Raw genomic sequence first — 12250 nt, 5'->3', positions numbered from 1 at the left:
TCAGGCGTGTTCGCCGAGGGTTCGTGTGCCCGAAACTGGAGTGGGTTCGGCGTGGGTTCGCGCTGCTAGATTCGAGAGGTGCTGTCCGGCTGTTCGAGGGCGTTCGCGCGTCCATTGCTGATGGTCACCTTGGTGGTGGCCGTGCTGGGCATGCACCATCTCCTGTTCTCGGTCGTCGAGGCCCCGGCGCACAATGCGGGTTCGCACCACGGCTCCTCCGGCGAGGCGGCCGTGGTGGCGCCGTCGGCCTTCGTCGAGGTCCGGACGTATGCCGCGTGCTGCGCTGTGCCGCTGATGGCCGGCGAGGGCGAGTCGGATGGTCGGGGTCGCGTTCCTGCGGGTGAGCACCATGGTGGTCGCGATCTGTTGCACCTGTGCCTGGCGATTCTGGCCGCGATCGCGGGCGTGGCTCTGGTCCTCGTCGCTGTCATCTGGCCACCGTCTGCCAGTGTCGAACGAGGGGTACTTCGCTGGGGTATCGGCGAGGTTGCGCGCCCGCCCCCGGGGCCGACGTTGCGGCGCCTGGCTGTTCTGTGTGTGTGGCGGCAGTGATCGACGTCCGCCGGATCCAGTGAGTTCCTCCCGGGTCGCGGTGCTGATTTCGCACGCCTTCAACCCCATCGAAACTTTCAGGAGCATTCATGTCTGGCAAGACTTTTACCTCGGCTGTTGTGGCGGTACTGGCTTCGGCGGCTGTGCTGTCCGGCTGTAGCGACGACGATTCGGCCGGCGGTCACGACGAGCACAGCAGTGCCGCGGCCACCACTACGGCGGCGGCCTCGACCGCCCCGACGAGCGGTGCTGCGGCGACAGCGGTGCGCAACGACGCCGACGTCGCCTTCGCTCGGCAGATGATCCCTCATCACGAGCAGGCGGTGGCGATGGCGGCGATGGTGCCGTCGCGCTCGACCAATCCGCAGGTGCTGGACTTGGCCGCGCGGATCCAGGCTGCCCAGGACCCCGAGATCGCGACCATGACCGCATGGTTGCAGGCATGGGGAGCAACGACCACACCCACCACCAGCGCCGGTACGGGTATGGACCACGGCGGCACATCGATGCCTATGACGCCCGAGGCCATGCCCGGAATGATGAGCGATGAACAGATGGCCCAGATGCAGGCCGCTACCGGTGCCGAATTCGACCGGATGTGGCTGACCGGCATGATCGCCCACCATCAGGGAGCTATCGAGATGGCGCGCACCGAACTGGCCGCGGGCGCCAACCCGCAGGCCAAGGCATTGGCCCAGCAGATCATCGACGCCCAACAGTCCGAGATCACCCAGATGCAGGGCCTGCTGCAAGGCTGATATTCGGACGAGACGCCCCTGCCTCGCGGACTCCTCGACGCAGGGGCACTTTCGTCCCCGGGGTCGGTCAGGGGCCGGGCGTGGCGGGCTCTGGGCGCAGGGCGGAGCGGAGGGTGGCGGTGACCACGCCGGGCACCTGTTCGGGATTCAGGCGTCCGGTGCGTAGTTCGGTGGCGGCGCCGTGCAGGACGTAATGCACGAGGTTGACCAACCATTCCAAGGGCAGGTCGGTGCGCACCACTCCTTGGGTCCGCCCACGTTCAAGCAGGGCGGTGAGACGTTCGGCGGGGGCGGCGTGCAGGTCCCGGACCCGCTCGACACCCAGGGTCGCTTGCGCGGCGGTCAGCAGAGCCGCCGATTCGGCGACCAACGCCCAACTCGAGGCCAGCAAGACGCTGAGCGCCTGGTCGGCGTCGCCGTCGAGGTCCAATGCGGCAAGGGCCTTCTCGCCTTCGGTCAAGGCTTCGGTGAGGGCGGCGTCGACGAGTGCGCCACGTGTGCGGAAGTGCCCGTAGAGGGTTTGGCGCCCGACCCCGGCGGCGCGGGCGATGTCCTCGATGCTGGCATCGGGGTCCGCGCTCAGTTGCGCGCGGGCAGCCGCGACGATCGCGGCGATGCTGCGCTGGGCGTCGGCGCGGCGGCGTGGATGCGCGTCAGCGGTGGCCATAACCAGACCCTATCTCGTATGCCCGTGTACAGGTTATGCTTCCTCTCGTAATAACTCGTACGTGAATGTACGAGTTACATGGTTTGGGAGGACGCGATGACAGATCACGAAACCGAGCCGGTTGGGGCGCAGGCCCCACCGGTGTCCGAGTCCGGCGGCCACCCGCTGCGGTGGCGGATCCTGGCGCTGCTGGGGTTGGCGCAGTTGATGCTGATCCTCGATGTGACCGTGGTGGCGCTCGCGCTGCCTCACATCGGGGAGGATCTGGGATTGAGCCGTGAGGCGCTGACCTGGACGGTGTCGGCGTACACGCTGGCCTTCGGCGGACTGATGTTGCTGGGTGGGCGGATCACCGACCTGTTCGGTGCCAAGCCGGTGGTGCTGGCGGGTTTGATGGTCTTCGTCCTCGCCTCGCTGTCGGCGGGTCTGGGTGATTCCGCGCTGACCTTGTTGGGTGGGCGGATCGGCCAGGGTGTGGGGGCGGCGTTGCTCTCGCCCGCGGCACTGTCGCTGGTGGTAACCCTGTTCGAGGGGGCCGAGCGCAACCGGGCACTGGGGGTGTGGTCGGCACTGGGCGGCGGAGGTGCGGCGGTCGGGGTGCTGTTGGGCGGGCTGCTGACCGCCGGACCCGGATGGCCGTGGGTGTTCTACGTCAACGTCCCCATCGGGATGATGGTCGCGGTGGCGTTGACGGTGTTGTTGCCTGCCGCCACTCCCGCTGGTCCGCGTCCACGCCTGGATGTACTCGGCGCAGTGCTGGTCACCGCCTCTTCGGCGACTCTGATCTATGCCCTGGTCGGGGCCGGGGACCGTGGTTGGATCGACCTGTTCACCGCCGCGCTGGTGGGTGTGGCCGCACTCGGCTATGTCGGGTTCGTGGTTTGGCAGCGCCGTACCGCCTCGCCGCTGATGGATATCGGACTGTTGGCGCGGCGCCCTGTGGCCACGGGCGCTTTCCTGATCGTGATGGCGACGGCGTTGATGATCGCGGTCTTCTTCCTGGGCACCTTTTACTTCCAGAACCATCGCGGCTACAGCGCCGCGCGTACCGGCCTGCTGTTCCTGCCGGTAGCGATAGCCACCATGGCCGGGGCCGACCTCACCGGCCGCGCTCTGGCCGTCATCGACGCGAGCAGGCTCGCGGTCCTGGGGTTGGTGGTGGCCGCCGTCGGTCTTGCGATCCCGGCGATATGGCTGGACCCGGTGCCGGTAGTCCTCGGTGTCGCGGTGGCCGGAGCCGGGACGGGAGCATTGTTCGTGGTCGCCTCGGCCACCGCTCTCGGGCAGGTAGCCCCGCACGAGGCCGGGATCGCCTCGGGCATCGTGAGCACCTTCCACGAATTCGGGGCCTCCCTCGGCGCCGCGGTCACCTCCAGCGTCGCCGCCGCCAGCCTGCTCGGGACCACGACCGCCGGATTCACCCGCGGCTTCGTCACCGCCGCCCTGACCGCCGTCGTGGCCGCGGCGCTGGCCACGCGCCGCGGCACCGACGCGGTCTGACGCCACCGCTCACGCGACTTCGCCTTCCGCCGTCGGCACCGCGCAGGAGTCGATCGTTCGACGCGCGGAAATATCGATCGTCGCAGTCCGGATCCGCGACCCCGGGACCGAGTACGCCGAGGTCCCGCTCCCCATCTGCCATCCACTGCGGTACCACCGGACGGCAATTGAATTGCTTACCCTACGGGGGTATCTTGTGGTTGGTTACTTTCGGTTGTTCCGAACCCGCGCAGGAAAGAGGTTGGGATGGTTACCGCCGCTGTCGGTGTGTCCGGGATGACTTGCGGCGCTTGCGCAACCAAGGGTTCCACGGCGATCGGTGCTCTGGACGGGGTCACCGACGTATCCGCCGATCCGGCCACCGGCACGGTTCTCGCCACCGCGGAGACCCTGGTCGATCCGACCACGATCCGCGGTGTCGTCGACCCGATCGGCTCTCAGGTACGCGTATGACCTGTGGTGTCGGCGGGTGGATGTGGCGAGAAATCACCTTCGTGCCCGCAGCTTCCGACCCGACGGAGCTGCATGTGTGGGTCGATGTGGCTGCCGATCCGACAGCACCGCTGTTGGTGTTGTTGCACGCCGGAGGCCCGGATCATCACAGTCTCATCCCGCTGGCCGTACGACTGGCCGATCGCGGGCGTGTGGTGCTGCCGGATCTACGCGGCTACGGCGCTTCGGTCTGCCGTGATCCCGCCGCGCACACCTGGGCCCGCTACACCGACGACCTGATTGCTCTGCTCGACTACATGGACGCCGAGTCCGCGGTGCTCATCGGTGCAGGGTTGGGGTCGACGATCGCCTTGCGTGCGGCCGCGGCCTACCCGGATCGGGTGGCGGGAGCGGTGTTGATCGGGGTGGAGGACATCGAGGACGATCAGGCCAAAGCCGCCGAGATCGAATTCATGGACGCCTTCGCCGAGCGCGTGGCCGCCGAAGGGATCCACGCCGGGTGGGAACCGATCCTGGCGCAGTTCCCGCCGGTGGTCGGGGCGATGGTGCGCGACGCGATCGCCCGCTCGGATCCAGCCAGCATCGTGGCCGCGGCCGCGATAGGGCGCGACCGTTCCTTCGCCGCCGTCGACGAACTGGCAGTGATCACTGCCCCGGTGCTGGTCTTTCCCGGAACCGACCCCCGCCACCCGACCGCGCTGGCCCGGCAGGTGGCGGGCACCGTCACCGACGGTCGGGTAGCGCCGGTGCAGATCTCCGGAGATCTGCACACCGCCGAGGATCTCGCTGCCGCCCTGGCTCCGGCTATCGCGACCTTTCTGACCAGCTTGCGCGGCAGGTGAGCGAGGTGTGCCGACTCGCCGTGGGAGGGCGGTGGCACCGACGCCACCCAGCCCCGAGGGCGGCTGGACTAGATTGGGTTGGCAGATCTGTTCATGGCATCAGTGTCGCGATCCGCCTTTTCGGCGACGGCGCACGAGAACGAGGGAGGTGACGGTGAACGCGATCGGAACTGCCGCGCCGTCGCTGTCCCTCGCTGCTGTGTCGGTCCGACGGCGTCGCCGCTTGTTGACCGCGGCTGTGGTCGTGGTAGCGCTGCTGGTGGCACTGCTGGTCTGCCATCTGCTGACCTCCGGTCCTCAATCTCGTTCCCGCGCTCACGCGCATGTCGGAATGACCGCGTCGCAGATCAACGGTGAGCACGAACACGCTGCCGACTCGACGGAAATCGGGTGCATCCCGCGTACCGGTCACTGCGTGGCGCAGGTGGTGTTGCCCGCGCGTATCACCGATCCGTTCGCGATCGGTTGGCTGATCGCCCTGCTGCTCGCCGCCGTGGTCGCGGTGTCTGTGCCTGTGTCGGCGGGTCGATGGACTCGTGGTCCTCCCCATCGTGAAGTCGTGGTCGCGGTCGGCGGCCGGGAGATCTTGAATCGGTTCTGTATCGCTCGACGCTGATCGGTCAGCGCGGGCCCACCTCTGTTTGTTGCTGGTGGGCCGGTGTCTGCCCGTTCACCGCCTCGACGGGCCACCACCTCCGGGTGGGATGCGGCCCGGATACAGGAAGCGACAGTCGAATGAACAAAGTGGTGCTGCCCGCACGCCCCGAGCCCGGAGTATCCGCTGCTACAGCAATCCTCGGGGGCGCGGTGCGTGGCCCCGAGGCTCTGGTCGGCAACACCCCCGTGCTGTGGATCGGACAACCTCTCGCGCCAGCGGGAAGAGGCTTCTGGGCCAAGCTCGAAGGGTTCAATCCCGGCGGGATGAAGGACCGTCCCGCCCTGCACATGGTCGCTCGGGCCCGCGAACGCAACGAACTCGTCCCGGGGGCGCGGATCGTTGAATCCACTTCCGGCACTTTGGGGTTGGGTCTGGCGTTGGCAGGGCTGGCCTACGGGCACCCGGTCACCGTGGTCACCGACCCGGGTATGGAACCGATGGTGGTTCAGATGCTGGGTGCCTACGGCGCGTCGGTGGAGATGGTCGACCAACCGCATCCGGCCGGTGGTTGGCAGCAGGCCCGCCGCGACCGGGTGCAGGAGCTGCTCGACGCGCAGCCGGGTGCTTGGTGCCCGGACCAGTACTCCAATCCCGACAATGTCGCCGGTTACGAGTCGCTGGCCATGGAGCTGCTCGAACAATTGGGCGGTGTCGACGTGCTGGTGTGCGCGGTCGGCACCGGCGGACACTCGGCGGGGGTCGCGCGGGTACTGCGCCGCTCCCATCCCGATCTGGTGCTGATCGGGGTCGACACCGTCGCGTCGACGATCTTCGGACAGCCCGCGGGGCCACGGTTGATGCGCGGGCTGGGTTCCTCGATCTACCCCGCCAACGTCGACTACGACGCCTTCGACGAAGTGCACTGGGTCGCTCCCGCCGAAGCGGTGTGGGCCGCGCGGGCACTGGCGGGCACTCACCACGCCAGCGGCGGCTGGAGCGTGGGCGCGGCAGGGTTGGTCGCGGGCTGGGCCACGGGTGTGTACGAGGCGGGTACGCGGATCGCGGCGGTGTTCCCCGATGGGCCGCAACGCTACTTCGACACCGTCTACAACAACGACTACTGCACCGCCCACGATCTGCTGCTCGCGCAGCCTCCGACCGGCCCACAGACCGTGGCCACCCCGCAGGAGGCAGTGTTCCGGTCGTGGACGCGCTGTACGCGGATCCTCGACCCCCGCACTCTGAGTACTGACGCGAAGGAGCAGGACCGGTGACCGGTGTGATCCGTAGTTTCGGCAGCTTCGACCTCCCGGCGCGGCTGCTGATGATCAATCAGTTCGGCATCAACCTCGGGTTCTACATGCTCATGCCCTACCTAGCCGGCTATCTGGCCGGTCCGCTCGGGCTGGCGGCCTGGGCGGTGGGGCTGGTGCTGGGAATCCGAAATTTCTCCCAGCAGGGCATGTTCCTGCTCGGGGGCACCCTGGCCGACCGCCTCGGCTACAAACCACTCATCGTCGCCGGATGCCTGTTACGCACCGGCGGATTCGCGTTGCTGGTCTTCGCCACCGACCTGCCCGCCCTACTGCTCGCCTCGGCGGCGACCGGGTTCGCCGGAGCCTTGTTCAACCCCGCGGTGCGCGCCTACCTCGCCGCGGACACCGGCGAACGCCGAGTGGAGGCGTTCGCGCTGTTCAACATCTTTTATCAGGCCGGAATCCTGGCCGGACCGCTCCTCGGGCTGGGTTTGATGGTTCTGGACTTCCGTCTCACCGCCGCGGTAGCCGCCGCGGTATTCGCGGTGCTCACCCTCGCTCAGCTGCTGGCGTTGCCGCCGCGACGGGAGAGCACCGCGTCCGAGCGCGGCTCGGTCCTCGCCGACTGGGGCACAGTGGTCGGAAACCGCCGGTTCCTGGCGTTCGCTACGGCGATGATCGGCTCGTATGTGTTGTCGTTCCAGGTGTATCTGGCGTTGCCCCTGCATGCGGGATCTCTCACCGTAGAGCATGCCCAATTGCTGGTGTCGGCGCTGTTCGTGGTGTCTGGTCTCATCGCGGTGGCCGGACAGTTGCGCATCACCGCGTGGTTTCGCGCCCGCTGGGGCACCAGCCGCGCCCTGGTGGTGGGTATGGCGATCCTCACCCTCGCTTTCGTGCCGTTGGCGCTGATTTCCCGCGCGGATCTGCTCGGTGCCCCGGCGGCGATCGTGGCGTTGCTGGGGTGTGCGGCGCTGTTGGCGGTGGGCACGGCCGCGGTGTTCCCGTTCGAGATGGACACCGTGGTCACCCTCGCTCGGGAACGGCTCGTGGCCACCCACTACGGGTTCTACAACACTGTCGTCGGTGTCGGCATCCTGGCCGGAAATCTGGCTACCGGCACCCTGCTCGGCGTCGCCCGGGACGCGGGCGCGGACTGGGCGGTGTGGGCCGGGCTCATCGCCATCGGTGCGGTATCCACCTTTGCCCTGTCCTACCTCGACCGCCACCCACCCGGCGACGGCGTCGACGAGGACGCCGATCACGATGATCCGCCCACTGTCGAACTACCCGTCCTGGCGGGAGCGTGGTCGGGACGGCAGTATCACCGCGACGACGATCCGCCCACGATCGAACTGCCCGCACTGCCACCCGTATCTCCCGCACTGCCACCCGTATCTACAGGGGGTCGACATCGACCCGCACGCGAGCGGCCTGGTGGCTGGTAGGTCAGTGCCGGTAGGACAGCACACTCATCATTCCCGCTTCCCCGTGATAGGCGTTGTGGCAGTGCAGCATCCACTGCCCTGGATTGTTCGCGTCGAAGTCGACCTCGACGGTGTCACCGGCGGCCACGATCACGGTGTCCTTGCGCGGCCCGCCTCCGCTGCCGTCGACCATGGCGAAGGTGTGCCCGTGCAGATGCATCGGATGGAACATGGTGGTGGCGTTGACCAACCGCAACCGCACCCGTTGTCCCTGCGACACCTCGAACACCGTGTGCCCGCCCTCGTGGACCGAGCCGTCCAGGGGTGCATGGTCGTTGATCGTCCACACATATCGGGCGGCATCAGCGCCCAGCCGCACATCGAGCACCTTGTCGGGTGCGCGCGCGGGCAGGCGCACCGCCGGGTCGGCCCGCAGCCGGTCCACGGTCAAGGGCGCGGTGGCCAGTTCCCGTACTCGCACGCGCGGGTCCGGTGCCTGGCCGGGTCCGGTGCGGATCAGCGCCATCGCCTGCCCCGTTTTGCCTTCCGCCGCCGCGAGCAGTGGGAATACGCCTTCGGCGAGTTCGACGACGGCGTCGTAACGTTCGCCCATTCCGATCAGCAACGAGTCGGTCGTGGTCGCGAAGACGGGAAAGCCGTCGGAGTGGGTGACGCGCAACCGGTGGCGGCCGAGCGCGACACGGAAGGCGGTATCGGCGGCGGCATTGATGATCCGCAACCGCATCCGCTGCCCCGGCCGGGCATCGAAGGTCACCGGATCGGTGGGGGCACGGCCGTTGATCAGAAACAACGGGTAGCTCACATCCCCACCGTGATCACCCAACGGAGCGCTCTGCGCGGTCTGGTGTCCGCCATGACCTGCGTGCCCGCCCGCCTGAGCGGGGTGGGCGCTCATGTCGTGCATGCCCGCCGCACGCAACCGGGCAAGTTCGGTGTCGGGATCGCGTCCCTCGATCCCGTCGAGCCAGTCATCGAGCACGACCACCGCTTCCAGGTCGTAATCGGCGCCGTCGGCGGGGTCCTCCACGATCAGCGGGGCATACAACCCGCGATCGAGCTGCACGCCGGTGTGCGGATGCAACCAATAGGTCCCCGCGTCGGGGACGGTGAACTCGTAGTCCGATCCGGTCCCGGCTGCGATGGGAGCCTGGGTCAGACCGGGGACACCGTCCATGTCCGCGCGCAGCGCCAGCCCGTGCCAGTGCACCGTCGATGCCTGCGGCAGCGCGTTGTCGACCCGCACCGCCGCGACCTCGCCGCGCCCGAGTCGGATCTCCGCTCCTGGCAGGCGTCCCCCGTAAGTCCAGGTCGACACCAGCACACCGCCCAGATCCACCACCGAGGACTCCGCACGCAACGCGAACCGGCGAACCGGCGCCGAGCCTGCGCGCCGCCGTGCCTCGGCCACCCGCACGGCCTCCGAATCCACTCCCACCGCCCTGCCCGACCCCGAGTCGGCCGAGCACCCCGCCGCGACCGCCACAGCGCAGCCGAGTCCGGCTGCGAGCACATCCCGCCGCGACCACCCCGCGCGCTGTCCCTTCACGCCTCGATCGTAACTACCCCCACCCCGTATCTCGGGCCTGGTCGGACTGCTCGATCGGAGTAGCGGTGTGTCGAACCGCCGACACGCTTTACTGATACCCCCTAGGGGTATATTCTGCGAGTTATGTCCAGCGATCAGAACCCCGCCGAAGACCGCCACCATTTGCACGCCGACCACATCGGCACCACCGCTGCGGCCTCGGATGCCCACGCCCACGGCGATCACACCGAGCAGGGCGAGAAACACCCCGGCCATGGCGGCCACCATGAGCACGGCGACGATCACGAGGGGCACGGCGGTCATGCCGGTCACGATGTAGGGATGTTCCGGCGCCTGTTCTGGGTGATGCTAGTGCTGGCGGTGCCGGTCGTGGCGGCGTCGATGATGTTCGCCGATCTGCTCGGCTACACCGTGCCCGACGCCTTGTCGTGGGTGTCCCCGCTGGGCGGCACCATCATGTTCTTCTGGGGCGGGCGTCCGTTCCTGACCGGCGCGGTCACCGAGATCCGCGCCCGCCAACCCGGGATGATGCTGCTGATCGCGCTGGCGATCACCGTCGCCTTCCTCGCCTCCTGGGGCGCGACTCTCGGCATTCTGGCCCACGACCTGGACTTCTGGTGGGAACTGGCGCTGCTCATCGTGATCATGCTGCTCGGGCACTGGATCGAGATGCGTTCACTCGGCCAAGCCTCCAGCGCCCTGGAATCCTTGGCAGCCCTACTACCCGACCAGGCCGAACGCCTCGGCGAGGACGGCACGGTCACCACCGTGCCTGTCAGCGAGCTGCGTGCCGCGGATCTGGTCGTGGTGCGCCCGGGCGGGCGTGTGCCCGCCGACGGCACCGTCGAAACCGGGACCGCCGACGTCGACGAATCCATGATCACCGGTGAGTCCAAGCCCGTGCGCCGGGCACCTGGGGACAAGGTCGTCGCCGGAACCGTCACCACCGACTCGGCTCTGCGCGTACGGATTACCGCCGTGGGCGACGACACCGCCCTGGCCGGGATCCAACGCCTGGTCGCCGAAGCCCAGAACTCCACTTCCCGCGCCCAAGTCCTGGCCGACCGCGCCGCCGCCCTGCTGTTCTGGTTCGCCTCGATCTCCGCGGTCCTCACCGCGACGGTGTGGTTGGTGCTTGGTGAACCCGAATCCGCGATCACCCGCACCATCACCGTCCTGGTCATCGCCTGCCCGCACGCCCTCGGCCTGGCCATCCCGCTGGTCATCGCCATCGCCACCGAACGCGCCGCCCGCGCCGGAGTCCTGATCACCGACCGCCGCGCCTTGGAAGCCATGCGCACTGTCGATGCGGTCCTGTTCGACAAGACCGGCACCCTCACCCGCGGCGAACCCGCCCTGATCGCAGCGATCGGCGCCAACGGCACCACCGAGGATCAGGTCATCGCCCTGGCGGCGGCGGTCGAAGCCGACAGTGAACACCCCCTCGGACGCGCCATCATCACCGCCGCCACCGGCCGCGACCTCACGGTTCCCACCGCGACGGAATTCTCCGCCCGCAACGGCATCGGCGTCACCGCCACCATCGACGGTGCCACCGTCTCCGTCGGCGGCCCCGGCATGCTCGCCGAACATCAACTCAACGCCCTCCCGCAAACCCGAACCTGGGCCGAAGAAGGCTCGACGGTCCTGCACATCGTGCAAGACGAGCAGATCGTGGGCGCTGTCGCGCTCGCCGACGAGATCCGTCCCGAATCCGCCCAAGCCATCACCGCACTCCACGACCGGGGAATTCATGTCGCGATGATCACCGGCGACGCCGAACCGGTCGCCCGCACCGTCGCCGCCCGCCTGGGCATCGACGAAGTCTTCGCCGGTGTCCTGCCCCAAGACAAAGGCGCCAAAGTCCAAGCACTCCAAGACGCCGGGCGCATCGTGGCGATGGTCGGCGACGGCGTCAACGACGCCCCCGCCCTCGCACGCGCAGACGTCGGCATCGCCATCGGCGCGGGAACCGACGTCGCCATCGCCTCGGCCGGAGTCGTGCTGGCCAGCGACGACCCCCGCTCGGTCCTCTCGATCATCACCCTGTCGAAAGCGACCTACCGCAAAATGATCCAGAACCTCACCTGGGCAGCCGGATACAACATCCTCGCCGTCCCCCTCGCCGCCGGAATCCTCGCCCACTGGAACATCACCCTGCCCATGGAAATAGGCGCACTGCTCATGTCCGCCTCCACCGTCGTCGTCGCACTCAACGCCCAACTGCTACGACGACTCGACCTGCGCCCCGACACCATCGCGCCAATCTCGGACCAAGACGCAGCGACCCCCTCCGCGCATTCGTTGCACACAAGTAATTGAGGTCTCGCCGCGCAGATCCTGAACTCGACCCGAACAGATGTGATCCCCGCCTACTCCGCCGCGCCACCGATGCCGTGGCCCCAAGCTGGTGAACCTCTCGATGGCACACCAAGCACATCAACTGACGCCAGGTACCAAAGTCCTGCTTCTCGCATTTATGGGGACTGTGGATTTTTTTTTGGGCTCTGGCTCACTTCCGGTGGTAGCTCAGCGCGTTCTGACGGCAGGATGTGTCGGTGGATGTGGTGAATGTATCTGTCGGAGTTGTCTTTTCAGGGTTGAAGCCGCTGGTTGTCGAGGATGTGGAT

At 68.0% G+C, this 12250-nt stretch carries 11 protein-coding genes; 9 read left to right on the top strand and 2 right to left on the bottom strand.

Annotation, left to right across the window (positions count from 1 at the left end; genetic code table 11):
* Positions 1-78: 78 nt before the first annotated feature.
* Positions 79-552, top strand: a complete 474-nt coding sequence (locus tag JZ792_RS32535) for a hypothetical protein (protein ID WP_216916722.1) — start codon at positions 79-81, stop codon at positions 550-552.
* Between the two features lie 89 nt (positions 553-641).
* A complete protein-coding gene (locus JZ792_RS32530) occupies positions 642-1310 on the top strand; it encodes a DUF305 domain-containing protein (RefSeq protein ID WP_216916721.1) in 669 nt (222 codons plus the stop codon).
* Positions 1311-1377: 67 nt separating this feature from the next.
* Here JZ792_RS32530 and JZ792_RS32525 read toward each other — a convergent pair whose 3' ends face one another.
* The gene (locus tag JZ792_RS32525; RefSeq protein WP_216916720.1) at positions 1378-1977 is read right to left on the bottom strand and encodes a TetR/AcrR family transcriptional regulator; all 600 of its coding nucleotides are present in this window, start codon (positions 1975-1977) and stop codon (positions 1378-1380) included.
* A gap of 96 nt (positions 1978-2073) precedes the next feature.
* On the opposite strand from JZ792_RS32525, the gene JZ792_RS32520 reads away from it, so the two are divergent.
* From JZ792_RS32520 to JZ792_RS32495, 6 genes are all read left to right on the top strand, one after another.
* A complete protein-coding gene (locus JZ792_RS32520) occupies positions 2074-3477 on the top strand; it encodes an MFS transporter (protein ID WP_216916719.1) in 1404 nt (467 codons plus the stop codon).
* A 246-nt stretch (positions 3478-3723) separates the two neighbouring features.
* Positions 3724-3930 (top strand): heavy-metal-associated domain-containing protein, encoded by a 207-nt coding sequence (locus JZ792_RS32515; RefSeq protein ID WP_216916718.1) that lies wholly within the window; start codon positions 3724-3726, stop codon positions 3928-3930.
* A gap of 74 nt (positions 3931-4004) precedes the next feature.
* Positions 4005-4772, top strand: coding sequence for an alpha/beta fold hydrolase (locus JZ792_RS32510; protein ID WP_216916717.1), 768 nt, complete (start codon positions 4005-4007; stop codon positions 4770-4772).
* Between the two features lie 154 nt (positions 4773-4926).
* On the top strand, positions 4927-5388 hold the full coding sequence (gene lpqS / locus JZ792_RS32505) for a putative copper homeostasis (lipo)protein LpqS (RefSeq protein WP_216916716.1): 462 nt from the start codon (positions 4927-4929) through the stop codon (positions 5386-5388).
* Positions 5389-5507: 119 nt separating this feature from the next.
* Positions 5508-6644: a PLP-dependent cysteine synthase family protein gene (locus JZ792_RS32500; protein ID WP_216916715.1), complete on the top strand. Its 1137-nt coding sequence runs from the start codon at positions 5508-5510 to the stop codon at positions 6642-6644.
* A gap of 50 nt (positions 6645-6694) precedes the next feature.
* Positions 6695-8074 carry an MFS transporter gene (locus tag JZ792_RS32495; RefSeq protein WP_216916741.1) on the top strand — a complete coding sequence of 460 codons (1380 nt, stop codon included), beginning with the start codon at positions 6695-6697 and terminating at the stop codon, positions 8072-8074.
* Between the two features lies 1 nt (position 8075).
* Here JZ792_RS32495 and JZ792_RS32490 read toward each other — a convergent pair whose 3' ends face one another.
* Positions 8076-9620, bottom strand: coding sequence for a multicopper oxidase family protein (locus JZ792_RS32490; RefSeq protein WP_308165544.1), 1545 nt, complete (start codon positions 9618-9620; stop codon positions 8076-8078).
* Positions 9621-9743: 123 nt separating this feature from the next.
* Here JZ792_RS32490 and JZ792_RS32485 point away from each other — a divergent pair, with 123 nt between their 5' ends.
* Positions 9744-11942: a copper-translocating P-type ATPase gene (locus JZ792_RS32485; RefSeq protein ID WP_216916714.1), complete on the top strand. Its 2199-nt coding sequence runs from the start codon at positions 9744-9746 to the stop codon at positions 11940-11942.
* Positions 11943-12250: the final 308 nt, after the last annotated feature.

The organism is Nocardia noduli, from assembly GCF_019038455.1.
Taxonomy (GTDB): Bacteria; Actinomycetota; Actinomycetes; order Mycobacteriales; family Mycobacteriaceae; genus Nocardia; species Nocardia noduli.
The sequence above is the reverse complement of the archived record's forward strand: the minus strand, read 5'-3'. Positions and strand labels throughout refer to the sequence as shown.

Excerpts from the sequence above, each read along its gene's own strand:
- JZ792_RS32495 (WP_216916741.1), top strand. The coding sequence starts at position 6,695 with ATGATCAATCAGTTCGGCATCAACCTCGGGTTCTACATGCTCATGCCC.
- JZ792_RS32520 (WP_216916719.1), top strand. The coding sequence starts at position 2,074 with ATGACAGATCACGAAACCGAGCCGGTTGGGGCGCAGGCCCCACCGGTG.
- JZ792_RS32500 (WP_216916715.1), top strand. The coding sequence starts at position 5,508 with ATGAACAAAGTGGTGCTGCCCGCACGCCCCGAGCCCGGAGTATCCGCT.
- JZ792_RS32525 (WP_216916720.1), bottom strand. The coding sequence starts at position 1,977 with ATGGCCACCGCTGACGCGCATCCACGCCGCCGCGCCGACGCCCAGCGC.
- JZ792_RS32485 (WP_216916714.1), top strand. The coding sequence starts at position 9,744 with ATGTCCAGCGATCAGAACCCCGCCGAAGACCGCCACCATTTGCACGCC.
- JZ792_RS32515 (WP_216916718.1), top strand. The coding sequence starts at position 3,724 with ATGGTTACCGCCGCTGTCGGTGTGTCCGGGATGACTTGCGGCGCTTGC.
- JZ792_RS32530 (WP_216916721.1), top strand. The coding sequence starts at position 642 with ATGTCTGGCAAGACTTTTACCTCGGCTGTTGTGGCGGTACTGGCTTCG.